The sequence below is a fragment of the Pseudonocardia sp. DSM 110487 genome, from assembly GCF_019468565.1.
Lineage (GTDB): Bacteria > Actinomycetota > Actinomycetes > Mycobacteriales > Pseudonocardiaceae > Pseudonocardia.
The window spans coordinates 3,447,595-3,468,975 of record NZ_CP080521.1 but is presented as its reverse complement, the minus strand read 5'-3'; the positions used below and the strand labels follow the sequence as shown (position 1 = coordinate 3,468,975).

At 72.0% G+C, this 21,381-nt stretch carries 21 protein-coding genes and 1 pseudogene; 10 read left to right on the top strand and 12 right to left on the bottom strand.

The window, feature by feature from the left end; all coding sequences use genetic code 11:
• Nucleotides 1–27 precede the first annotated feature (27 nt).
• The 5 genes and pseudogenes from K1T35_RS48870 to K1T35_RS16180 form a co-directional block, all read right to left on the bottom strand.
• Nucleotides 28–495: pseudogene (locus tag K1T35_RS48870) on the bottom strand (ABC transporter ATP-binding protein); the annotation flags it as partial.
• Complete coding sequence (locus K1T35_RS16195) at nt 492–1,250, bottom strand: ABC transporter ATP-binding protein (protein WP_220262644.1); 759 nt, start codon at nt 1,248–1,250, stop codon at nt 492–494. The gene K1T35_RS16195 and the pseudogene K1T35_RS48870, both read right to left, overlap by 4 nt.
• A complete protein-coding gene (locus tag K1T35_RS16190; protein WP_220260971.1) occupies nt 1,247–2,236 on the bottom strand; it encodes a branched-chain amino acid ABC transporter permease in 990 nt (329 codons plus the stop codon). Before K1T35_RS16190 ends, K1T35_RS16195 begins: the two co-directional genes overlap by 4 nt.
• Nucleotides 2,233–3,096, bottom strand: a complete 864-nt coding sequence (locus tag K1T35_RS16185; protein WP_220260970.1) for a branched-chain amino acid ABC transporter permease — start codon at nt 3,094–3,096, stop codon at nt 2,233–2,235. The genes K1T35_RS16190 and K1T35_RS16185 overlap by 4 nt, the downstream gene beginning before the upstream one ends.
• A complete protein-coding gene (locus K1T35_RS16180; protein WP_220260969.1) occupies nt 3,096–4,325 on the bottom strand; it encodes an ABC transporter substrate-binding protein in 1,230 nt (409 codons plus the stop codon). The genes K1T35_RS16185 and K1T35_RS16180 overlap by 1 nt, the downstream gene beginning before the upstream one ends.
• Nucleotides 4,326–4,488: 163 nt before the next feature.
• On the opposite strand from K1T35_RS16180, the gene K1T35_RS16175 reads away from it, so the two are divergent.
• Nucleotides 4,489–5,172: an MBL fold metallo-hydrolase gene (locus K1T35_RS16175; protein ID WP_220260968.1), complete on the top strand. Its 684-nt coding sequence runs from the start codon at nt 4,489–4,491 to the stop codon at nt 5,170–5,172.
• Between the two features lie 24 nt (nt 5,173–5,196).
• Here the strand turns inward: K1T35_RS16175 and K1T35_RS16170 are convergent, their stop codons facing one another.
• Genes K1T35_RS16170 through K1T35_RS16160 form a run of 3 tightly spaced genes read right to left on the bottom strand, consistent with a single transcriptional unit; the run spans nt 5,197 to nt 6,915 of the window.
• Complete coding sequence (locus K1T35_RS16170; protein WP_220260967.1) at nt 5,197–6,075, bottom strand: helix-turn-helix transcriptional regulator; 879 nt, start codon at nt 6,073–6,075, stop codon at nt 5,197–5,199.
• On the bottom strand, nt 6,072–6,605 hold the full coding sequence (locus tag K1T35_RS16165) for a DUF6879 family protein (RefSeq protein WP_220260966.1): 534 nt from the start codon (nt 6,603–6,605) through the stop codon (nt 6,072–6,074). The genes K1T35_RS16170 and K1T35_RS16165 overlap by 4 nt, the downstream gene beginning before the upstream one ends.
• Nucleotides 6,586–6,915, bottom strand: a complete 330-nt coding sequence (locus K1T35_RS16160; protein ID WP_220260965.1) for a hypothetical protein — start codon at nt 6,913–6,915, stop codon at nt 6,586–6,588. Before K1T35_RS16160 ends, K1T35_RS16165 begins: the two co-directional genes overlap by 20 nt.
• A 182-nt stretch (nt 6,916–7,097) precedes the next feature.
• On the opposite strand from K1T35_RS16160, the gene K1T35_RS16155 reads away from it, so the two are divergent.
• Complete coding sequence (locus K1T35_RS16155) at nt 7,098–7,319, top strand: hypothetical protein (RefSeq protein ID WP_220260964.1); 222 nt, start codon at nt 7,098–7,100, stop codon at nt 7,317–7,319.
• A 393-nt stretch (nt 7,320–7,712) separates the two neighbouring features.
• Here the strand turns inward: K1T35_RS16155 and K1T35_RS16150 are convergent, their stop codons facing one another.
• Together K1T35_RS16150 and K1T35_RS16145 are read right to left on the bottom strand one after the other, a co-directional pair.
• On the bottom strand, nt 7,713–8,111 hold the full coding sequence (locus K1T35_RS16150) for a VOC family protein (RefSeq protein WP_255621966.1): 399 nt from the start codon (nt 8,109–8,111) through the stop codon (nt 7,713–7,715).
• Nucleotides 8,112–8,243: 132 nt separating this feature from the next.
• Nucleotides 8,244–9,140 (bottom strand): hypothetical protein, encoded by an 897-nt coding sequence (locus tag K1T35_RS16145; protein WP_220260962.1) that lies wholly within the window; start codon nt 9,138–9,140, stop codon nt 8,244–8,246.
• Between the two features lie 371 nt (nt 9,141–9,511).
• Between K1T35_RS16145 and K1T35_RS16140 the strand changes: the two genes are divergently transcribed.
• Together K1T35_RS16140 and K1T35_RS16135 are read left to right on the top strand one after the other, a co-directional pair.
• The gene (locus K1T35_RS16140) at nt 9,512–10,753 is read left to right on the top strand and encodes an LCP family protein (protein ID WP_220260961.1); all 1,242 of its coding nucleotides are present in this window, start codon (nt 9,512–9,514) and stop codon (nt 10,751–10,753) included.
• A 27-nt stretch (nt 10,754–10,780) separates the two neighbouring features.
• Complete coding sequence (locus tag K1T35_RS16135; RefSeq protein WP_220260960.1) at nt 10,781–12,871, top strand: S9 family peptidase; 2,091 nt, start codon at nt 10,781–10,783, stop codon at nt 12,869–12,871.
• A gap of 40 nt (nt 12,872–12,911) precedes the next feature.
• On the opposite strand, the gene K1T35_RS16130 is transcribed toward K1T35_RS16135, so the two are convergent.
• Nucleotides 12,912–14,399, bottom strand: coding sequence for an MFS transporter (locus K1T35_RS16130; protein WP_255621963.1), 1,488 nt, complete (start codon nt 14,397–14,399; stop codon nt 12,912–12,914).
• Nucleotides 14,400–14,467: 68 nt separating this feature from the next.
• On the opposite strand from K1T35_RS16130, the gene K1T35_RS16125 reads away from it, so the two are divergent.
• From K1T35_RS16125 to ligD, 6 genes are all read left to right on the top strand, one after another.
• On the top strand, nt 14,468–14,842 hold the full coding sequence (locus K1T35_RS16125) for an FKBP-type peptidyl-prolyl cis-trans isomerase (protein ID WP_304940857.1): 375 nt from the start codon (nt 14,468–14,470) through the stop codon (nt 14,840–14,842).
• 1 nt (nt 14,843) lies between these two features.
• Nucleotides 14,844–15,350: a metallophosphoesterase gene (locus K1T35_RS16120; protein WP_220262641.1), complete on the top strand. Its 507-nt coding sequence runs from the start codon at nt 14,844–14,846 to the stop codon at nt 15,348–15,350.
• Nucleotides 15,351–15,437: 87 nt separating this feature from the next.
• Nucleotides 15,438–16,667, top strand: a complete 1,230-nt coding sequence (locus K1T35_RS16115; protein ID WP_255621962.1) for a hypothetical protein — start codon at nt 15,438–15,440, stop codon at nt 16,665–16,667.
• Complete coding sequence (locus K1T35_RS16110) at nt 16,664–18,217, top strand: VWA domain-containing protein (protein ID WP_255621961.1); 1,554 nt, start codon at nt 16,664–16,666, stop codon at nt 18,215–18,217. The genes K1T35_RS16115 and K1T35_RS16110 overlap by 4 nt, the downstream gene beginning before the upstream one ends.
• Before the next feature lie 157 nt (nt 18,218–18,374).
• Nucleotides 18,375–18,926: a hypothetical protein gene (locus K1T35_RS16105; protein ID WP_220260959.1), complete on the top strand. Its 552-nt coding sequence runs from the start codon at nt 18,375–18,377 to the stop codon at nt 18,924–18,926.
• A gap of 37 nt (nt 18,927–18,963) precedes the next feature.
• Complete coding sequence (ligD, locus tag K1T35_RS16100; RefSeq protein WP_255621960.1) at nt 18,964–19,920, top strand: non-homologous end-joining DNA ligase; 957 nt, start codon at nt 18,964–18,966, stop codon at nt 19,918–19,920.
• Between the two features lie 9 nt (nt 19,921–19,929).
• Here ligD and K1T35_RS16095 read toward each other — a convergent pair whose 3' ends face one another.
• Nucleotides 19,930–21,345: a gamma-glutamyltransferase gene (locus K1T35_RS16095; RefSeq protein ID WP_220260958.1), complete on the bottom strand. Its 1,416-nt coding sequence runs from the start codon at nt 21,343–21,345 to the stop codon at nt 19,930–19,932.
• Between the last annotated feature and the right edge of the window lie 36 nt (nt 21,346–21,381).

Here is a 21,381-nt window from a genome sequence, read left to right as displayed (position 1 = left end):
GGGCGCGAGCCCCTCGGACGGCTCGTCGAGCAGCACCAGCCGTGGGTTCGTCAGCAGCGCCCTCGCGACGGCGAGCATCTGCTGCTCCCCGCCCGAGAGCTGGCCTGCGAAGTGGCGGCGGCGCTCGCCGAGCCGGGGCAGCAGGTCGAGCACGGTGTCGACCGTCCACGTGCCGCCACGGGACCGGGACGAGAGCGCGAGGTGCTCCGCCACCGTCAGCGTCGTCCACACCCGGCGGCCCTGCGGCACGAGTGCCACTCCCGCGCGCGCGATCCGGTCCGGCCGCTGCCCGGCCAGCTCACGACCGTCGAGCAGGATCGAGCCGGCGCTCGGCGGCACGAGCCCGGCCAGCGTCATGATCAGCGTCGACTTGCCGACGCCGTTGCGGCCGAGCAGTCCCAGCACGGCGCCCGCGTCCAGGTCGAGGTCGACGCCATGCAGGACGACGCCCCGGTCGTACCCGGAGACGAGCCCGCGAACCTGAAGGAAACTCATGTGTGGAACAGCTCCTCCCGGCGCCCCGCCCCCAGGTACGCCTCCCGCACGGCCTCGCTCGCGCGCACCTCGTCCGGCGTGCCGGAGAGCAGCACGCGCCCGAGGTGCAGCACGGTGACGGAGTCGGCGAGGGAGAACACCAGGTCCAGGTCGTGCTCCACGAACAGCACCGTGATCTCCTTCGGCAGCGCCGAGAGCAGCGTGAGCAGCCGCGCGCTCTCCGCGGGCGACATGCCGGCCGCGGGCTCGTCGAGCAGCAGCAGCGACGGGCGGCAGGCCAGCGCGAGCGCCACCTCCAGCTGCTTGCGCTCGCCGTGGGAAAGGGCAGGCACCGGCACGTCACGGCGATCGGCGAGCCCGACCTCGGCGAGCAGCTCGTCGGCCCGCTCCCGCACCGCGGGACGCCGGCGTGGGAAGGGCGAGATCCGGCCTCCCTCGTGCCTTGCGGCCGCCAGCGCGACCGTCTCGGCCCCCGTCATCGACCCGAACAGGCTCGCGTGCTGCATCGTCTGGCTCATCCCGAGCCGGCAGCGCGCCACCTCCGACAACCGGGTGACGTCGCGGCCCGCCAGCTCCACCGTGCCCGTGTGGGCCCGCATCGTGCCGGTGACCAGCTTGAACAGCGTCGACTTCCCGGCGCCGTTCGGCCCGATCAGTGCGTGCCGGGCGCCCGGCTCCACCGCGATGTCGACGCCATCGACGGCCTTGAGCGCCCCGAAGGAGCGACCGAGGCCCGTGCACCGCAACGCCGTCATGATGACCTCCGGCGCAGCCGGATCCCCGCCGCCCCGCGCGGGAGCACGTAGACGACCAGCACGAACACCGCGCCCAGCAGCAGCGTGCCGTGCCCGCCGAGGCTCGGCCCCAGCGCGTCGCGGACGAGGATCACCAGCGCCGCGCCGAGACACGCGCCCCACAGCGACCCCGCCCCGCCGATGACGACGGCGAGCAGCGCGAACGACGCCGTCAGGAAGCCCATGTCGGGCAGCGCGACGAACCGCGCCTGCGCCGCGAGCAGCGAACCGGCCAGCCCCGCGACCCCGCCCGCGAGCACGAACACCGCGTACTTGTACATCGACGTCGGGTAGCCGATCGCCCGCATCCGCGGCTCGTTGTCCCTGATCCCCCGCAGCGCCGCCCCGAACGGCGACCGTGCCACCACCCAGACCAGCGCGAACCCGAGCAGGAACACCGCGAGCACGTACCAGTAGGTGAACCCCGCGTTGGCGAGCGGCGACCCCGCAATGCGCACCGACGGGATCCCGGTGAGGCCGTTCGCCCCGCCGGTGACCGACTCCCACGTGTTGCCCAGCTGCTGCACGACCTCACCGATGGCGAGCGTGAGCATCAGGAAGAAGACCCCGGCGCTGCGGACCGCGATCCAGCCGGTGAGCGCGGCGACCACCGCCCCCACCGCGGCCCCGGCCAGCAGCGGCACCGGCGCCTCCGCCGTCAGGTTGATCGACACCCAGCCCGCGGCGTACGCACCCGCGCCGAAGTAGGCGGCGTGCCCGAGCGACGGGAGGCCGGTCACGCCGACGAGCAGGTCGAGGCTCACCGCGAACAGCGCGAACACCAGGATGCGGGTGAGCGTGGTGGTGGCGAACGGCGCGAGGAACAGCGGCACCGCGGCGAGCACGACCACCACGGCCACCGCGACGAGCCCGGCCCGGCCGCGCGGCGCCCGTGGCGTGACCGCGGCCTCGCCACCCGGAACCGCCGGTGCCTCCACGGCCGTCACCGGGCACCCACCGCGGCCGGCCCACCGAACAGGCCCTGCGGCCGCAGCACCAGCACCAGCGCGAGCGCGGCGAACAGCACGAACGAGGCGAGCTCCGGCAGCAGCATCCGGCCGAGCGTGTCGACCTGCCCGATGATCAGCGCCCCGACGAGCGCGCCGCGCACCGAGCCGAGCCCGCCGATCACGACGACCACCAGCGCGAGGATCAGCACGGTGGCGTCCAGGCCCGGCCGTGCCCCGTAGATGGGTCCGCCGAGCACGCCCGCTGTGGTGGCGAGCAGCGACCCGACGGCGAAGACGGCGGTGGTGACGAGCCGGTTGTCGACGCCGATCGTCGCCACCATGTCCCGGTCGGCCACGGTGGCCCGCACCAGCGCGCCGATCCGCGTGCGTTCCACGACCAGGTACACGGCGACCGCCAGGACGGCGCCGACGCCGATCAGCACGAGCCGGTAGGCCGGGTAGACCGCGCCGAGCACCGTCACCGAGCCGTCCAGCGCGGGCGGGGCGGCCGCCGACAGCGGGTCGTCCCCGAACGCGATGATCAACAACTCGGCCACGACGAACGCCACGCCGAGCGTGAGCAACGCCTGGTCCAGGTGCGATCGCCGCCGCAGCGGCCCGGTCATCAGCGACAGCACCGCTCCGGCGATGAGCCCGCCCACCGCCGCGATGCCCAGCGCGGCGAGGAAGCCGCCCCAGCTGCCGGAGAACGCGGCGCCGAGGTACGCCCCCCCGAGGAAGAGCGCGCCGTGGGCGAGGTTGAGCACGTCCATCATCCCGAACACGATCGACAGCCCGACCGCGAGGATGAACAGCAGGAACCCGATGGCGAGCCCGTTGAGGACCGAGACGAGCATCAGACCGCCGCTGGCTGGCTCTGCGGACCGAGGTCCTGCACCACGGCGTTCACCAGCTTGCCGCCGACGTTGTCGACCCGGCGCAGGTAGATGTTCTGCCGCGGCGTCTGGTTCTCGAACGCCCACGGCCCGCGCGGGCTGTCGTCCACGGTGCCGATGCCGCCGAGCGCCGCGGAGACGGCGTCACCGTCGAGGGCGGTCGCGCCGCGCAGCGCCCGGTTGAGGACGTTGGCCGCGTCGAAGGTGGCCATCGAGAAGCAGCTCGGCGCCTCGCCGTGGGCCGTGGTGTAGGCGTCGACGAAGGCCTTGTTGGCCGGGTTGTCCAGCTGGTCGGTGTAGTGCAGCGTGTTCTGCACGCCGAGCGCGGCGTCGCCCTGCTGCGGCAGCACGTTCCCCTCGGTGAGGAAGCCGGAGCCGTAGAGCGGGATCGACCCGGCCAGCCCGAACTGCGCGTACTGCCGCACGAAGGTGATCGCCTCGGCGCCGGAGAAGAAGCAGAACGTCGCGCGCGCCCCGGAGTCCTGGATCCCGGTGAGGAACGGCTGGTAGTCCGACGTGGTGCCGAACGGCGTCTTCACCTCGCCGACGACCCGCCCGCCACCGGCCTCGAACGCCCGCTTGAAGTGTGCGATGACCTCGCTGCCAGCCGCGTAGTCGGGCGCGATCGCGTAGACGCCCTCCGAGAAGCCCGACTCGGCGAGGTGCTTGCCCATCGCGGCGGAGATCTGGCCGTTGGTGAACGAGGTGCGCCAGATGTAGGGGGTCCGGCGGGCACCGGTGACGTCCTCCGCACCGGCGTTGGTGACGATCAGCAGCTTGCGCGCCTCCGTGATGGCGTCCCGGACCCCGAGCGCGGTTGCCGAGTTGACCAGGCCGACGACCACGTCGACGCCGTCGCTCTGCAGCACCTTCTGCACCGCGGGTACGCCCGTCTGCGGGGTCTCGCCCTCGTCCGCGGTCACCGTCTCGACGGCGTAGTCGCCGAACTTGCCGCCGTTCTGGTCGAGCCAGAGCTGCCAGCCGCGCTGCATGTCCGTGCCGAGTGCCGCGTAGACGCCGGACTGCGGCACCACGAGGCCGACCTTGACCGTGCCTCCGCCGCCGCCACCGGTGGCGCCGCCGCCGTCCGAGCCGCCGACGCTGCTGCCGCACGCCGAGAGGACCGGCACGGTCGCGGCCGCGCCGAAGAGACCGAGGAGACGTCGTCGGGTGAGCAGGTGGGGGTCCATCGCGGTAGCTCCTCGTCGAACTCGTCACACCCGGGTCGAGTGTCGACGGATCGTTGTCGAGCGACCGTTCTGCTGTCAACGATTCGGGCTAACCGCGCATCCCACCGCGATCCGATCGTGACGGTCGGGGGCCGCCACTCGGCCAGGGTCCTAGTCTGTCCGAGTGGACGTCCTCGACCGCTATACCGGCCATGTCGACCCGGGCGGCGCAGCCATCCGCCGCGACCTCGATGCCCTCAGCATCACAAAGATCTCGGTGGGCCCGATGGACAACAACGCCTACCTCCTGGTGTGCCGCACCTCGAACGAGGCGCTGCTGATCGACGCCGCGAACGAGCCCGACCGGCTCGCCGACCTCATCGGCGCCGGCGACGGCCGTCCCGAGCTGAACCACCTGGTCACCACCCACCGCCACCACGACCACTGGCAGGCACTCGGCGCCGTGGCCGGCATGTTCCAGACCCGCCAGATCGCGCACCCGCTCGACGCACCCGAGCTGCCGATCCCGATGGACGAGCTCGTGGAGCACGGCGACACCGTCCGCTTCGGCGAGATCGAGCTCGAGGTGGTGCACCTGCGCGGCCACACCCCCGGCTCGATCGCACTCGTCTACCGCGATCCGTCCCCCGGCGGTCACCCGCACCTGTGGACCGGCGACTCCCTTTTTCCGGGCGGGCACGGGAAGACCGCGACCACCGAGGACCACATCCAGCTCATGGACGACCTGGAGGAGCGGATCTTCGGGCCGCTGCCGGACGACACGTGGTTCTACCCCGGTCACGGCGACGACTCGACGCTCGGCGCCGAGCGGCCGCACCTGGACGAATGGCGCGCCCGCGGCTGGTGACGACGCGCACTGGCTACCGTGCGGTCAGGCTCGGCCAAGGCCCTGACCATCGGGCTCGCTCGAACTGACCTCCGCGAACCGCTGCAGCGATGCGGCAACGAGTTCCCGGGCCGCCTGCCCGTGAACGGCCTGCCGGTCAAGTTCAGCGAAGGCGCGTAGGTAGAGCGCGATCTCCTGCGGCTGGCTGATCGACAGCTCCGCCGACACGGTCTCCACCTGCACGAGACGATCGTCGAACATGATGAACTGGTTCGTCGGCACCCGGTACTCGGCATGCACCGGAATCACGCCGAAATGCATCCGAGGCAATGCCATTACAGCGAGTATCCGGTCGAGCTGCCCAACCATCACGGCAGCATCGCCGACGGTGGTGTGCAGCGCCTGCTCAGCGATGACGATGTGGAACCGGTGGTCGCCCCGATAGAGGATCTGCTGCCGCTCCATCCGGCCGGCGACGCCCGACTCGAGATCATCGGCGATACCGTAGAAGTCGATCACCCGGCGCATGATTGCCGTGGCGTACTCGGCTGTGTGCAGGATTCCCGGGATCAGGAGCGGCTCGTACCAGCGCATGAGCTTGGTCTGAGCTTCAAGGTCGCGGGAGATCTGCTGGCGACGCCGCGTGCCCGCACCGAGCATCCGTCGCCACTCCACATACATGGCTTCGATGTGGCGCACAGTGGCGATCAGCTCCGGGATCTGATCGCTCGCCGATGCCAGCGTGCACCAGACCCGGATGTCATCCTCCGACGGCGTCTGCTTGCCGTACTCGATCTTCGACACCTTCGAGCTGTGCCAGCCGGCGAGCTCTGCCAGCTGCCGCCCCATGAGCCGGGCGTCCTTCCGGACGTCGCGCAGCCGCTGGCCGAGCGCCTCACGGGCCTGATGAACCGAACTCGTCACAGTGGCGAGTCAGCCTCGACGACGTACCTCCTGTGAGGGATTGCGACCTTCCATACCCGGTCGCGCACCTCCCGGCAGTAGCCGACGATCCGGGGGTCGGTCGTGGCAGCCCCGCCGGCGAATCGTCCACCGGGTTCGAAGACGGTGAACACGACCCGGTCGTCGTCGAACAACCAGTAGTCGTCGCCCGGCAGGTCCGCCGCATCGATGAGATGGCGGGGCAACCAGCGGATATCCTCGCCGGCGGCGATGTTGTGCTCCGCGACGGCCAGGCCCCATCGGGTGTAGTCGACGTGCGGGACGGAGACGACTCGCACGCGCGCGAGGCTTCGGCCGACAGCGGTCGCCTCTCGGACCAGGTCGAGCCAGGGCTGGTGCCACTTGAAGTCATCCGGCCGGCCGGTCAGGAAAAGCTCGAATGGCCCGGACTCCTCTGGGGTGTGGTAACTGTCCTCCACCTCCAGGTGGAAGGCGTGGTGAGCGAAGTCGCGGAACAGCGCGTCGAACGCCTCACCCTGCAGCAACTCCACCGAACCAAACCTCCTTCTCCTTGGCGACCTCGACACACGACTCGTGCCCCGGAATGTCCATCTGGGACAGCGCCTCCGGATCGGTCACCGGTCTTCCCGTCAAGGTGAAGCTCGCACGACCCGTGTCCGTGAGCAGCGCACCGAGGTAGGTGTCAGGCTCCAGATACGCGAGTAGACGTTGCGGAATCTCCACGCTGTCACGCGCATCAGCCACCTTCCAGCCTTGCACCACGTAGGTACCCCTGTCCGTCGCGAACAACGTCGGAGACCCGCCGCCCTGCGTCGCCTTGCCCAGGAACGTCAGCCGCATGATGCTCAGATTTGCTCATCCGCGGTGATGCTGCCTCTGCCAGGAGATCTGCGTCAAGCATGAGGCAACGCAAGTTGCCAATTGAGGCAAACTTGAGCAAACTTCTGGCCCCCGCCATCTCCCGCTTCATAGCGTTGAACCCGAGGGCAGACGACTGCCGAACGCGACCAAGGGGGACGACGTTGACCGCGGCCGATCAGGATCCGATCGTTGTGTTCATCGCCGGTGAGGCCGGATCGGCCGAGCGCCTGATCAGAGAGCACGCCGATGACGGCAGTGGCCGGTGCAAGATCTGCGCCGGAGGCCCGCAGGCCGGCCACGTTCGCTGGCCATGCAGGCTCTACGACTACGCGATCCGAGCACGCGCAGCACGGCGTGAACAGGCCTCCCAACGCGTGCCGTGAACCCCGCCTTCCGCGAGACAACCCCCGTAACCGACCAGTTCGGCACCGGACTCTCACACGAAGTCTTCGACGTCCACATGAAGGATTCGCAACAACATGGGGCGCGCGTGCGCACGCTGTGTTGCCAGGACATCACCCCGGCCCCGATGATCGGCCCCGTGGGAGCGCCCTGTCCCGCCTGCGCTGGGATTCTGACCGAGCGATGGCCTTGCGAGCGCCCGTCCTCCCGGAAGCAAGCAAGGCCGTTCGAGCTCCGATGGATCAGGGTGCGCTTCTGGCAATGATCATCGACGAGCCGCTGACATCGCGGCAGGTTCACCGGCCCACGTGGTCGCTCCGGGTGTCGTCGACGATCAGCAGGCGGTCCACGGTGGCGGCAGGTCGGCGTCGCGCTCAGACCCGCACGAGGCAGAACGGGTGGCCTGCCGGGTCGAGGTATATCCGGAACCGGTCCGGCGCGGGCTGCAGCTCGTGCTTGCGGGCGCCGATCGCCAGCACCTCCCGCTCGCCCTCGTCCAGGTCGGACACGTCGAAGTCGATGTGCAGCTGCTGCGGCACATCCTGGCCGGGCCACTGCGGCGGGCGGTACTCGGACGACACCTTCTGGAAGGCGAGCGCGGCACCGCGGCCGTCGGGCGGGTCGAGTTGGACCCAGCCGTCGGACTGGCCGGGTGGATCCAGCGGCCAGCCGGTGAGTGCGCTGTAGAAGCGAGCGAGGGCGGCCGGGTCGGGGCAGTCGAGCGCGACGACGCTGAATCTGGCGATAGCCCGCGTTTTCGTGGAGGTGGTCACGGCGCCGACGGTAGGGGGCTGCACCGACGACGGAGCCGACTCCAGGGCGCTCCCCCGGTGATCATCAGAAGGGTGCGACAGCGACAGTTCTGTCGCCATGGCACCACTCCTGGTGATCACGGCCGTCCGCGGTCAGCCACCCAGCGCCAGGCGGTTGACGCTCGCAATCCGGCAGTCAGCGGGCCCGGCCTGGGCCCGTCCGCTGACGGTTCCGCTCGACTGCGCGCCCGACAGGACCACGCTCTCGCCCGGCGCGACGGCCGTGGCGATCGCGTTGATCTCGCCGATGCGAGGACCGCCCCTGTCGTTCACGGTCACGTTGATGTTGTACGACTGCCGCTCAGCGGTGCGGTTCGTGATCTCGATCGTTGCCTCGGCCGTCGCGGCGCCGCCGTCCCGCACGACGGTGCAGTCGCGGAGGGCGACGTCCTGCGCGGCGGCGTCGCCCGGCGCGTTCGCGGACTCCGGCTCGGCCACCTGGCCCGTCATGGCGACGGCGATCGTCCCGGCACACAGGACCGCGCCGATGCCGGCGAGGACCTTCCGGGTGCCGAGGAGCGCGATCACCCCGAGCAGGGCTCCGACCGCCGCGAGGCCGATCGTGAGGTACTCGAGGACCATGATCGCCGAACCGACGAGCGCACCGACGACACCGGCGACGATGCCGAGGACCCCGAGGACGAGCGCCGTCCACGCCAGCGCCTCGAACCGCTTCTTCCGCACGAAGATCGGCGCCGGGGGCTCGGCACCGTAGCCGGTGTGCCCGGCCTGCGTTCGGGCCTGCGCCCTGCGGAGCTCGTCCTCCGCGGCCTCCCGGCCGGACAGCTGGTCCGGCTGGCCGGACAGCCGGTACGGCTGGTCCGGGTATCCGTGCTGCGGCTGCTGCTGCTGCTCGGGGTTCACCGGCCACGGGCGCAGGTGCTGCCCGGGGGCCACCGGCGGGTGGACCGGCTGGTGCGGCTGGTGGGGCTCCTGCGGGTACGGCCGTTCGGCGAAGGCCGACCTCGGGGATTGGTGGGGAGCGGTCATCACGAACGTCCGTTCTGCGCTGTGATCTTGCCGTTGATAACTCGATCTCTGGCGGGAGCCGTCACCGGCGGGCGTGCCCCAGCGCGAACGACCACCACGCCGACGTCTCGCGCGCCGAGCTCTGCACGTCGGTCATCAACGCGTCTCCCCCCTGATGAAAGTCAAGTAGGCGGCGACCCTAGCGCGTTGATCATGCATCGGTCACCGAACGTGTGACGACACGTGCCAAAGGTGGTGTGACGTGCACCGTTCGGAGCAGTCACGTCGAACATTGCGTGACTACAGTGGACCGAAGCCGCAACGGCGGCCGAGCAGCCCGGGCGGTCGCGGCGCCGGTCCAGGAAGGGCGACCGCAGCGACCCGGAGTGCACATGGACGCAAGAAGCACGGCGCGCGCGGTCCTCCGCGCCGTCACCGCGCTCGCGTCCGCCGCAGCACTCGTCACCACCGGGTTCGTCTGGTCGCTGCAGCAGCGGGTCGACACCACGGTCGTCAGCAGCGTGGCGGCCATCCCGACACCGCGCCCCACGCCGCCGGGCCGGCCGTTCACGGCGCTGCTGGTCGGCCTCGACGCACGTACCGACGCGCAGGGCGACTCGCTCCCTCCCGCTGTGCTCGACGCGCTGCACGCAGGCCCGGACGAGGGCCAGCTGCACACCGACACGATCATCCTCGTGCACGTGCCGGCGAACCCGGGAGAGCGGGCGGCCGCCATCTCGATCCCGCGGGACTCGTTCGTCCCGATCGCGGGCGGCCACGGGACTCACAAGATCAATTCCGCTTACCGCCGCGGGATGCAGGACGCCGAGGAGGCCCTGCGCGCGCAGGGAATCGACGGCGCGGAGCTCGACCGGCAGGCCCGCGAGGCCGGACGGCGCACGCTGGTCGCCACGGTGGAGCAGCTGACCGGGGCGCGAATCGACCACTTCGCCGAGATCGGCATGGCCGGGTTCGTCGAGCTCACCGAGGCGCTCGGCGGGGTGCCGGTATGCCTGAACGGCCCCGTCCACGACTCCTACTCCGGGGTCGATCTGCCGGCGGGCGAGCAACTGGTGAGCGGCCCGGGCGCGCTCGCGTTCGTGCGGCAGCGGCACGGGCTCGAGGACGGCGACCTCGACCGCATCGCCCGCCAGCAGGCCTTCGCCGCCAGCCTGGCGCAGCGGGTGCTCGCGCCCGGCACGCTCGGCGATCCCACGCAGTTGCAGCGCCTCGTGGACATCGCCACCCGATACGTCGTGCTGGACGTCGGCTGGAACCTCGACCAGGCCCTCGCCCAGATGCGCCGGGTCTCCGGCGACTCGTTGAGCTTCCACACCATCCCGACCGGCCGCCCCGACCTGCGCACCCCCGTCGACGGCGTCGCCGTGCAGATCGACCGCGACGCAGTGCGGACGTTCGTCGGCTCGCTGCTCGGGCCGGCCGCCACACCCCCGACGGCGACATCGCCGCCCACCACCCAGCCGTCCGCGCCGCCCACCACGGCGCGGCGCATCGCCGACGACGACGACCCGATCATCGTGCAGCGGGCCGACACGCCCGAGTCCGGCACCTCCGCCCCGACGACGAGCAGCCGTCCGGTGATCACCGCGGATGGCGTGCCCTGCGTCGACTGACGCTCGCCAGGAGCACACTGACCTCCCGTGACCGACAGCTTCCCGCGCCGGCAGGCCCGCACCCGTCGCTTCACCCTCGGCGCCCCGCGCGGCATCACCGTCTCCCCCGACGGCGAGCGGGTGGTGTTCCTGCGCAGCCGCGGCGGCACCGACCCCCTCACCTGCCTCTGGACCCTCGACCTCGGCACCGGCGAGGAGCGGCTGGTCGCCGACCCGCTGCACCTGGAAGGCAGCGCTGACGGGACCGACGACGAGGACCTGCCGCCCGAGGAGAAGGCCCGCCGCGAACGCAGCCGGGAGCAGGCGGGCGGCGTGGTCGGCTACGCGGCCGACCGGCCGGTCACCATGGCCGCGTTCACCCTCTCCGGCCGGCTCTACCTCGCCGACTTCGTGGGCGGGCTCACCCCGCGCCTCGTCGACACCCCGGCCGGCGTGATCGACCCGCGGCCGGACCCCCACGGGCTCAGGGTCGCGTTCGTCCGCGGCGGGGCGCTGCACGTCCACGACATCACCTCGCGCATCACCACCGCGCTCGCCGAACCGGACGGCCCGGACGTCACCTACGGCCTCGCCGACTTCGTGGCGGCCGAGGAGATGGGCCGGATGCGCGGCTACTGGTGGGCGCCGGACGGCGAGTCGCTGCTGGTCGCGCGCGTGGACGACGCCGAGGTGCGGCGCTGGCACATCGCCGACCCGGCCAACCCGGAACGTGAGCCCGCCGTCGTGGCGTATCCCGCGGCGGGCACGCCCAACGCCCGGGTCACGCTCGAAGTGATCGCGCTCGACGGCACGGTCGTGCCGGTGCGGTGGGACACCGAGCGGGACGAGTACCTCGCCGACGCCGCATGGGACGGCCACGGCCTGCTGATCGTCGTCCAGCCGCGCGACCAGCGGGCCCTGCGGGTGCTGCGCGTCGACCCGGACACCGGGGCGACGACCCCGGTGCACGAGCAGACCGACCCGCTCTGGGTCGACATCGTCCCCGGCGTGCCCGCCCACACCGAGTCCGGTGCGCTCGTGACGGTCGGCAACCTCGAGGGCAGCCTGCGGCTCGTCGTCGACGGGAAACCGGTGACGCCCCCGTCGCTGCAGGTGCGCGACGTCGCGGACGTCGACGGCGACGTCGTGCTGTTCCGCGGGAGCGACGACCCCACCTCGATCGGCCTCTGGACGTGGGGACCCGACGGCCTCGCCGCGGTCACCTCCGGCCCGGGCGTGCACAGCGGGCGGCTCGTCGCGGGCACGCTGGTGGTCACCCGGCAGGACCTCGACACCGACGGCACGACCACCACCGTCCAGCGGGGCGGGGCCGAGCGCACGATCGCATCGTTCGCCGACCTCCCCGGCCTCACGCCGCGGATCACGCTGGTCAACGCGGGCGAGCGCGAGCTGCGCACCGCGGTGCTGCTCCCGACCGGCCACGAGCCGGGCACCCGGCTCCCGGTCCTGATGGACCCCTACGGCGGCCCGCACGCCCAGCGCGTGCTCGCCGCCCGCGGCGCGCACCTCACCAGCCAGTGGTTCGCCGACCAAGGCTTCGCCGTGGTGGTCGTCGACGGGCGCGGCACGCCGGGGCGCGGGCCCGCATTCGAGCGGGCGGTGCACGGCGACCTGGCGGAGCCGGTGCTGCGGGACCAGGTCGACGCGCTGCACGCGGTGGCCGAGCGGTACCCGGACCTCGACCTCACGCGCGTCGGGATCAGGGGCTGGTCCTTCGGTGGCTACCTCGCCGCGCTCGCGGTGCTGCGCAGACCGGACGTCTTCCACGCGGCCGTTGCAGGCGCCCCGGTCACCGACTGGGCGCTGTACGACACCCACTACACCGAGCGCTACCTCGGCCGCCCGGACACCGACCCCGATGCCTACGCCCGCTCGTCCCTGATCGGCGACGCACCGTCGCTCACCCGGCCGCTGCTGCTCGTGCACGGGCTCGCCGACGACAACGTGGTGGCCGCCCACACGCTGCGCCTGTCCTCGGCCCTGCTCGCCGCGGGGCGGCCGCACAGCGTGCTGCCACTGTCGGGCGTCACGCACATGACGCCGCAGGAGGTGGTGGCGGAGAACCTGCTCCTGCTGCAGGTCCAGTTCCTCCGGCAGGCCCTCGACCTGAGGTCGTGAGTGGTAACGCGTGCTATAGCGCGCATAACCACTCACGAGGTCAAACGTGCGCGGCGTGGTCGTAGTTGTGGGTCTCCTCCTCGGTGCACCGGCGCCGGGCCGCGCGCTCGTGCCGCAGGTCGCGCACGGCGATGCCGAGCGCGGCCGTCACCGAGAGGACGGCGCCGCTCAGGGCCACCGCCGCGGCGAGCTGGTGGTCCTGCCCGGTGGCGCCGAGCACCAGGTAGTACGCGCCCGGCAGCGCGGCGGTGCCGATCGCCGCCCCGACGCGCTGGCCGGTCTGCAGCGCACCCCCGGCCGAACCGGCCATGCGCACCGGCACCTCGCGGAGCGTCAGCGTGATGTTCGGGGAGATCACCAGACCACCGCCGATCCCGGCCACCATGAGCGGCACGACGAGCGCAGCCGTCAACGAGGCCGCCGGCACGACCAGCACTACACCGATCGTCGCGACGAGCCCCGTGAGCACCCCACTCAGCCCGATGACGGTGAGCCTGCGGCCGAATCGCTCGACGAGCCGCCCGCCGACCGCGGCCGACACCGCTGACCCGAGCGCGAACGCCGTGACCGAGAGCCCGGAGTGCAGCGGGGTGTAACCCAGCCCGGCCTGCAGGAACAGCGCGAACACCAGCCATATGCCGGAGAAGCCCAGGAAGTAGACGGTGCCGAGCGCCGCGCCGGTTGCGTATCCGCGCGTGCTGGAGAGCAGCCGCAGGTCGAGCAGCGGGGCACCGTGGCGGCGCATCACGCGCCGCTCCCACCGCACGAACAGCACCGCGATCCCCGCCGCGACGAGGAACAGCCACCACAGCCGGGTGAGACCACCGGAGTCGGCCTCCGCCAGCGGCAGCAGCACGGCGAGCACACCGCCCCCGAGCAGCAGGGCGCCGACGACGTCGATGTGCCCGGCCGGGCCGGCCGTGGTCCGGGGGATGAGCCGGGCGGCGAGGACGAGCGCGACCACCCCGATCGGCACGTTGACCAGGAAGATCCAGCGCCACCCGTCCGGGCCGCCCGCCACGGCGAGGATGAGCCCGCCGACGACCGGCCCCACAGCGGTGGAGATCCCGACGGTCGCGCCGAAGAGGCCGAACGCCCTACCCCGCTCGGCGCCACCGAAGAGCTGCTGGATCAGCCCGGAGTTCTGCGGAGCCAGCGCGCCCGCCGCAAGGCCCTGCGCGAGCCGGGCGGCCACGAGCAGCCCGATGTTCGATGCCGCGCCTGCGAGCCCGCTGAACAGGACGAACGCCGCCAGCGCTCCGAGGAACATCCGCCGCCGCCCCACCGCGTCGCCGAGCCGGCCCGCGGGCACGAGCGCGAGGCCGAACGTGAGCGCGTAGCCGGAGACGACCCACTGCACGGCCGCGGGCTCCGCGCCGAGGCTCTGCTGCAGGGACGGCAGCGCCACCGAGACGATGCTGACGTCGAGCAGGCTCATGAAGCCCGCGACCAGGGTGACCGACAGCGCCCTCCACCGGTTCGGGTCCGGGGCGTCGGCGACCGCTTGCCGCACATCAGGGCTGGCCACGAGCCCCTGTCTACCCCGCGCACCTGTGTCTGGCACGCTTGGACGCGCCCACCGTAGGAGGAAAGAACGTGGCTTTGCAACGACCCGACGTCGACCCGCACGACGGCCCCGCCCCCGCTGACCTGCTGGTCGAGGACCTCGCCCCCGGCGTCGGCCCCGAGGCGACCCCGGGCCGCACCGTCGAGGTGCACTACGTCGGTGTGGCGCACTCCACCGGCGAGGAGTTCGACGCCTCCTGGAACCGCGGCTCCACGTTCCAGTTCCCGCTGGGCGCCGGGCGCGTCATCGCGGGCTGGGACCGCGGCGTGGCGGGGATGAAGGTCGGTGGCCGCCGCCGGCTCGTGATCCCGCCCCACCTGGGATATGGCAGCCGCGGCGCGGGTGCCGCGATCAAGCCGGGAGAGACCCTGATCTTCGTCGTCGACCTCGTGGGCGTGCACTGACCTGAAGCTGCTGCTGATCTCCGACACCCACCTTCCGGTGCGGGCGAAGGACCTGCCCGCACCGGTGTGGGCGGCCGTCGATGCCGCCGACGTCGTGATCCACGCCGGCGACTGGGTGTCGGTCGACCTGCTCGACGCGCTCGAGGCCAGGACGCGGCGGCTCGTCGGGGTGTTCGGCAACAACGACGGCGCCGCCCTGCGGGCCCGGCTGCCCGAGGTCGCGCGCGTCGAGCTCGGCGGCGTCCGGTTCGCGGTGGTGCACGAGACCGGGGCCGCGGCCGGTCGCGAACGACGCTGCGCGCGGGCCTACCCGGGCGTCGACGTACTGGTGTTCGGGCACAGCCACATCCCGTGGGACACCACGGCGGAGACCGGACTGCGCCTGCTCAACCCCGGCTCCCCCACCGACCGGCGGCGCCAGCCGACCTTCACGTGGATGACGGCCGATGTCGCCGACGGCGACCTCCGCACCGTCGAGCTGCACCACCTTCCACCCGCTCCCCGTTAGAGGCCGCACAGAGACGGCCTCTAGTCCATCAGGCGGCCCGCGAGCCCGGTAACGCGGAGCAATGACCCGGCGACAACCGGGTGAGACATGACGGGCGACGTCGGGGGGACGATCGTGGTGTCCGAGTCGGCTCCGGCCGAACCGGTCTTGGCCGTCCGTCCGCCCTTCTACGGGCGGCGTCACTTCCTGTCACGGTTCGTTCCCGTGATGTCGCTCGCGGTCGTCGGGATCGTCGCGCAGGTGGCCGCCGGCACCGCCGCACTCCCCTTCGAGCGGTTGGTCACGCTCGACGGAGTGGGCGGCTCGAAGATCGAGTTCCTCGAGGACGCCGTCGTCAAGGAGCAGCTGCTGCGCCACCACATCGCGTTGCGGCTGACCAGGCTCGGGTCCCGCGAGTCCGCGCGGGTCCTGTCGTCGGATGTCGACTTCTACTTTCCGTCGGGACAGCCCACGGCCGAGCTGGTGACCCGGCGCAGGCAGGCGGAGCAGGCGTACGCGTCCCCGCACCGCGTGTTCGTCAGTCCGATCGTGCTCGCCACCTACCGGGAGTACGCGGAGACGCTGCGCGCCGCCGGCGTCGCGACGCCGCAAGCGAACCAGGACAGCGCGCTCCCCCACTACTACGACCTCGACCTCGCACGATTCCTCGACCTGGCGCGCGCCGGCCGGTCGTGGAACGACCTCGGTATCGCGACACACGGTTTCACGAACGGCAACACCGTTCTTGCCCAGACCCCGGACGTCTGCGCCGCCAACAGTGCGGCGACCTACCTCGGGCTGGTCGCGTACGTCACCCGCGGTGGCATACCCGAATCGGAGCAGGATGCGGTCGATCTCGCGCGCCAGATCAAACCGCTGCTGCGGGAACAGGGCCTGCCCATCCGCAACGCGGACGCCCTCTACTTCATCCCCGAGGGACGCGGGATCCTCCCGGTCGCCGTGATCTACGAGCACCAGTACCTCGCCCATCAGGTTCGGCGGGTCGAAGCGGGCATCGGGGTGGACGACGAGCGCGTTCTGCTCTACCCGAATGTCACGTTCCAGAGCGAGCCGACGCTGATCGCGCTCAACGAGGAGGCCCAGCAGCTCGCGCAGCACCTGGCCACGGACCCCGTGCTGCGCAGGCGAGCGCTGGAACTCGGCTACCGCCCTCTCCTCGACCAATCCCTCAGCGAGTCGAGCGAGGAGCTGCCCCGGTTCCTGGCCGAGCGTGGTGTGCCTGCCCCGTCGATGTCGACGAGCTACACGCGGGCGGTGTTGCCGGACGCGCCGACCTTGGAGGCAATGATCACGACCGTCGGCGACTGCCCGCCATGATCGCCGCGCACATGCGGCTGCTGGCCGCCGTCTGCGCGGCACTCGCGGTGCTGCCGGCCTGCACCGCCACGCCGTCGACCCATGCGACCCTGCGCGTTCTGGCCACGCCAGAGCTGTCCGGGATCGAGCCGCTGCTGGCCGACCTGCGCAACGAGGCGGGCGTCGAGCTGCAGCTGGACATGGCCCACGGCCTCGACGCCGAGGGGGCGTTGCGGCCCGGCGAGTACCACCACGACGCCGCGTGGCTGTCGTCGGACAGATACTTCCAGCTGGAGCACGCCGCGTCGGGCGACAGTGCCGCCCGGCCCCTGAGCACCTCGATCATGCTGTCGCCGATCGTCGTCGGCATGAAGCGGGCCGCCGCAGAGCGGCTGGCGGCCGACGGGCCGATCTCGTGGGCCGACATCGCGGCGAGCGCCGCCGCGGGCGAGCTGCGGTTCGGGATGGCGGATCCGCGACGGTCGGGAAGCGGGCTGGCGGCGCTGGTAGGCGTGGCGACGGCGGCAGCGGGCACCGGGCGCGCCCTCCGGCCGGAGGACGTCACCTGCGACCGGCTCCGCGGCTTCTTCACCGGCCATGCGCTGGGCGCCGGTTCGTCCGCGGAGCTCGCCGATGGCTTCGTGGCCGGGCAGTCCGAGCTGGACGCGCTGGTGGCGCCGGAGTCGGCGTTGCTGTCGCTGAACGCAGGCGGCCGGCTGGCCGAGCCGCTGGAGATCGTCTACCCGGCGGACGGGATCATCCAGTCGGAGTTCCCGCTGGTGTTGCTCAACCCCCAGCAGCGCGACGCGTACGACCGGGCCGTCGGCTGGCTGCGCAGCGAGCCGGTACAGCGGCGGATCATGGAGCAGACCCTGCGCAGGCCGATCGATCCGGACGTACCACGCCTGCCGCAACTCCCCGCGCCCACCGGCAACGCGCTCTATTTCCCGGACCGCCTCGAGGTCATCGACGCGCTGCTCGCCGACTACGAGGACATCCGAATACGCCCACCGGCTCACGTGATCTTCCTCCTGGACTTCTCCGGCTCGATGCGCGGCGAGCGGATCGCCCAGGTGCGTGCGGCCTTCGCCCGGCTCACGGGGGTGGGCGAGGCGTCGTTCGTGCGGTTCCACCCTTGGGAGCGGGTCACCGCGATCCGCTTCGGCGGCGAGGTACTGGCCGAACGCGAGTTCGCCGTGAGTGACCCAGCTGAGCTGGCGGCCCTGCGCAACTTCGTCGGGGAGGACGCGTTCGACGACCGCACGGCCGTCTGGAGTGCCACCGAGCACGCCTACGGCATCGCGAGGCGCGTGCTCGCGGAGGATCCCGCCCGGCCGGTGACGATCGTGCTGATGACCGACGGGATCAACAACACCGGGATCTCCGCGGACCAGTTCCTCTCGGGCCTCGCTCCCCCGGGGAACGTGCCGATCTTCACCATCCGGATCGGAGAGGCCGACGCGGCGGAGCTGGCCAGGGTGGCGGCCACCACCGGCGGCCGGTCGGTCGACGTGGGCTCCGATCTGGCCGCTCTTGCTACGACTTTCGAGGAGCTCCGTGGCTGTCGTTGACGAGGCGTGGCTCGCCGTGTGGTGGCCGTGGCTGCTGGTGTGGGTGGCCACGGCAGGCCTGCTGGCGGCGGCGGGGGTGATCGTGGCGGCGCACTGGCGACGCGCCACCCGTGGGCCCCGCCTCGACACGAGCGTTTACCTCGCCAGGAACCAGGTCATGGCCCTCTACCTCCAGCACGGCCCCAAGTACAGGGCAGCGTTGGAACATGAAGTTCAGGAGCGGATCAGCAGCGTCCGGCATGTCGGCACGTCGACCCAGCTCTCCGTCGTGGAGGCGAACGCCAAACGTGAAGTCACCGAGGAGGTTTTCCGGAAGTACATCGAGCAGGCCCAGCCCATCACCGTCATCTCGATGGTGATCGATGCTCTGAGGCGAGCGGACGCGATCGTGGAAGTGGACCTGGACAGGCAGGAGATCGAGCCGAGCGCCTCCCTCCCCGAGGAGCGGCCCATCCGACTCGGGAAGGTGAGGGGGATCGTGTCGATCTCCGGCTGGTTCGAGGTCATCGACCAGGACGACCGCAGCACCACGCTCGAAGCCGCCTTCGGCGGAACAGACGATCCCGCCGGGAGGCCGAGAGTCCGCGTCGTCTGCGCGGAGGGCGACGTGAGCTTCGATCCCGGATGGGCGCGGTGCCTCGGGAGGGTCGGCAAGTGGGACGCCAGGACGCGCACGCTGCCGGTGCGCCCCATCGCCGTGTTCCAGTGACCTGGCCCCAGGGCACCGCTCGTGGTAGGAGTGCCCGGTGAGCCGTGCGAAGACCGTGGAGACGCGTGACGGGGTGGAGCTGACCAACCTCGACCAGCCGCTCTTCGACGGCGCCGACGCCACCAAGCGCGACCTCGTCGACTACCTCGACGCGGTGCGCGAGCGGATCCTGCCCGAGCTGCGGCAACGCCCGTTGTCGGTGATCCGGATCAGGCCGGGTCAGGAGCCGTTCATGCAGAAGAACGTGCCCAAGTACACGCCGGACTGGATCGAGACGACCACGGTGTGGGCCGAGGCGTCGCGGCGCGAGGTGCGCTACGCGTTGGCGAACGACCGCCGCACGTTGCTGTGGTTCGCCAACCAGCGCTCGGTGGAGTACCACCCCACGCTGATGCGGGTGGGCGAGACGCACCCCACGTACCTGATCCTCGACCTCGACCCGCCGGAGGGCGACGACTTCGCGCCCGTCGTCCGGGCCGCGCGGCTCGTGCAACAGGCCCTCGCGGACACCGGGCTCGAGGGCATCGTCAAGACGAGCGGCTCCAAGGGCCTGCACATCTTCGTGCCGCTGGACGAGGGCGTCGGCTTCGAGGACGCCGCCGCGGCGACCCGCGCGCTCGCCGCCCGGGCGGAGCGCGTCGACCCCGACGTCGCCACCACGGCCTACATCAAGGAGGACAGGGACGGGAAGGTGTTCGTCGACTCCACCCGATCGGGTGGCGCCACCGTGGTCGCGGCCTACAGCCCGCGTGTGAGGCCGGGGGTGCGGGTGTCGTTCCCGGTGGCGTGGGACGACCTGGACGACGTGACGCCCCGCGACTTCACCGTCCGCACCGCCGTCGACCTCCTCGGCGACGCCGACCCGTGGCGCGAGCGCATGCCCGCACCCCAGATCCTCCCCGCCGACCTCCTGGAAGAGGGGCACGCGATCCCGATCACGCGGGTCGCGGCCATGCACGAGGGGAAGCGGCGAGCCCGGGCGAAGCGGCAGTAACCCCGTCGGTCAGACCACGATCACCCCGCCGCACCGCCGCGAATCCGCACCCCCGTCCAGTGCTCCGCTGCCGAGGTCGCGCCGGACGGCCTGGCACCCGCCGAAGAACAGGTTCGGAGCGGCGAACAGCGTGACGGGATACCCGGCCCCCTCGAGCGCTCCGACGTCGATACCCGGCTCGGCGTACACGTTCCCCCGCTCCACGTGCATCCGCGGCGCATCCACGGCCTGCTGCGGCGACTCGCCCCGGTCGAGCACGTTCACCAGGACCTGCAGGAGGGCGCTGCGGATCCGGCTCGAACCGGCGGAACCCACCACGAGCTCCGCGGCGCCGTCGTTGCGGACCACCGTCGGGGCCATCGCCGACGCCAGCCGCTCGCCGACGCCGCGGGGCACGACCAGGTCGTGTTCGCCGAGCATGTTGTTGAGGTGGACGCCCGTCCCCGGGACGGTCACCCCGGAGCCCGTCCCGTTGGAGCAGGTCACCGAGCAGGCCCAGCCATCGGCGTCGAGCACGGAGATGTGCGTGGTGGAGCCCGGCCCGTCGACCGACGCCGGAGCCAGGGCCGCCGCTTCCAGCGCCGCGGCGACCTCGAGCACGTCCGGCGCACGGCCGATGCCCTCGAGATGGGCCAGTGCGCGGACGAGCCTGCGCCCGCCCGCACTGGGCGGGGGGTTGGTGAAGACCTCGCGCCCCCGGTAGGCCACACGCAGCGGATCCCGGCGCACGACGCGGTACGCCTCGAGGTCGGCACGGGTCAGCACGCCGCCGCGGGCGCACACCCAATCCGAAACGGCGCTGCCGATGTCGCCGGTGTAGAACGGCGCGGCGCCCTCCGCCCCGAGCCGGTCGAGCGCGGCGGCCAGTTCCTCGTCCCGCAGGAGCTCCCCCTCCCGCGGCGGGCGCCCGTCCACCGTGAACCGCGCGGCGGCCTCGGGGGTCGAGCCGACGACGTCGGTCAGCAGCTCGAACACGTACGCCTGCATCGCGTTCAGCCGCACCCCGGCGCGGGCAAGGCGGGCGGCGGGGGCCGTGAGCTCGGCCAGCGGCATGCGGCCGAACTGCTCCACCGCCGCGGCGACGCCCGCCGGCAGCCCGTACGTGGCGCACGAGGACGCCCCGACCTCGAAGAGCTGGGTGGTGCCCTCGAACGTCACCAGTACCTCGGTCATCGGTGCGGGGGACGCGCCCGCTCCACGGCCGGGGGTCTCCACGAAGAAGTCGAGGAGCAGCGGCTGCTGCCCGGGCGGCGCGACGAGCAGGTAGCCGCCCGCACCCAGGCCGGTGAGCAGCGGCTCCGCGACGAACGACGTGAGGACGGAGGCCACCGCCGCGTCCACGGCATTGCCGCCGGCCTGCAGGGCCGCCGCACCCGCGGCCGCCGAGGCCGGATGCCCGGCGGCGATCACGCCCCGTTGCGCCACGACTGTTCCTTCCCGAACGGCCGCCCCCGGTCGGGG

What these genes read in the sequence shown, in the direction of transcription:
- K1T35_RS16195 (WP_220262644.1), bottom strand. Translation starts at nt 1,250, where the DNA reads ATGACGGCGTTGCGGTGCACGGGCCTCGGTCGCTCCTTCGGGGCGCTC.
- K1T35_RS16185 (WP_220260970.1), bottom strand. Translation starts at nt 3,096, where the DNA reads ATGCTCGTCTCGGTCCTCAACGGGCTCGCCATCGGGTTCCTGCTGTTC.
- K1T35_RS16180 (WP_220260969.1), bottom strand. Translation starts at nt 4,325, where the DNA reads ATGGACCCCCACCTGCTCACCCGACGACGTCTCCTCGGTCTCTTCGGC.
- K1T35_RS16160 (WP_220260965.1), bottom strand. Translation starts at nt 6,915, where the DNA reads ATGCGGCTGACGTTCCTGGGCAAGGCGACGCAGGGCGGCGGGTCTCCG.
- K1T35_RS16145 (WP_220260962.1), bottom strand. Translation starts at nt 9,140, where the DNA reads ATGACCGCTCCCCACCAATCCCCGAGGTCGGCCTTCGCCGAACGGCCG.
- K1T35_RS16140 (WP_220260961.1), top strand. Translation starts at nt 9,512, where the DNA reads ATGGACGCAAGAAGCACGGCGCGCGCGGTCCTCCGCGCCGTCACCGCG.
- K1T35_RS16115 (WP_255621962.1), top strand. Translation starts at nt 15,438, where the DNA reads ATGACGGGCGACGTCGGGGGGACGATCGTGGTGTCCGAGTCGGCTCCG.
- K1T35_RS16110 (WP_255621961.1), top strand. Translation starts at nt 16,664, where the DNA reads ATGATCGCCGCGCACATGCGGCTGCTGGCCGCCGTCTGCGCGGCACTC.
- K1T35_RS16105 (WP_220260959.1), top strand. Translation starts at nt 18,375, where the DNA reads ATGGCCCTCTACCTCCAGCACGGCCCCAAGTACAGGGCAGCGTTGGAA.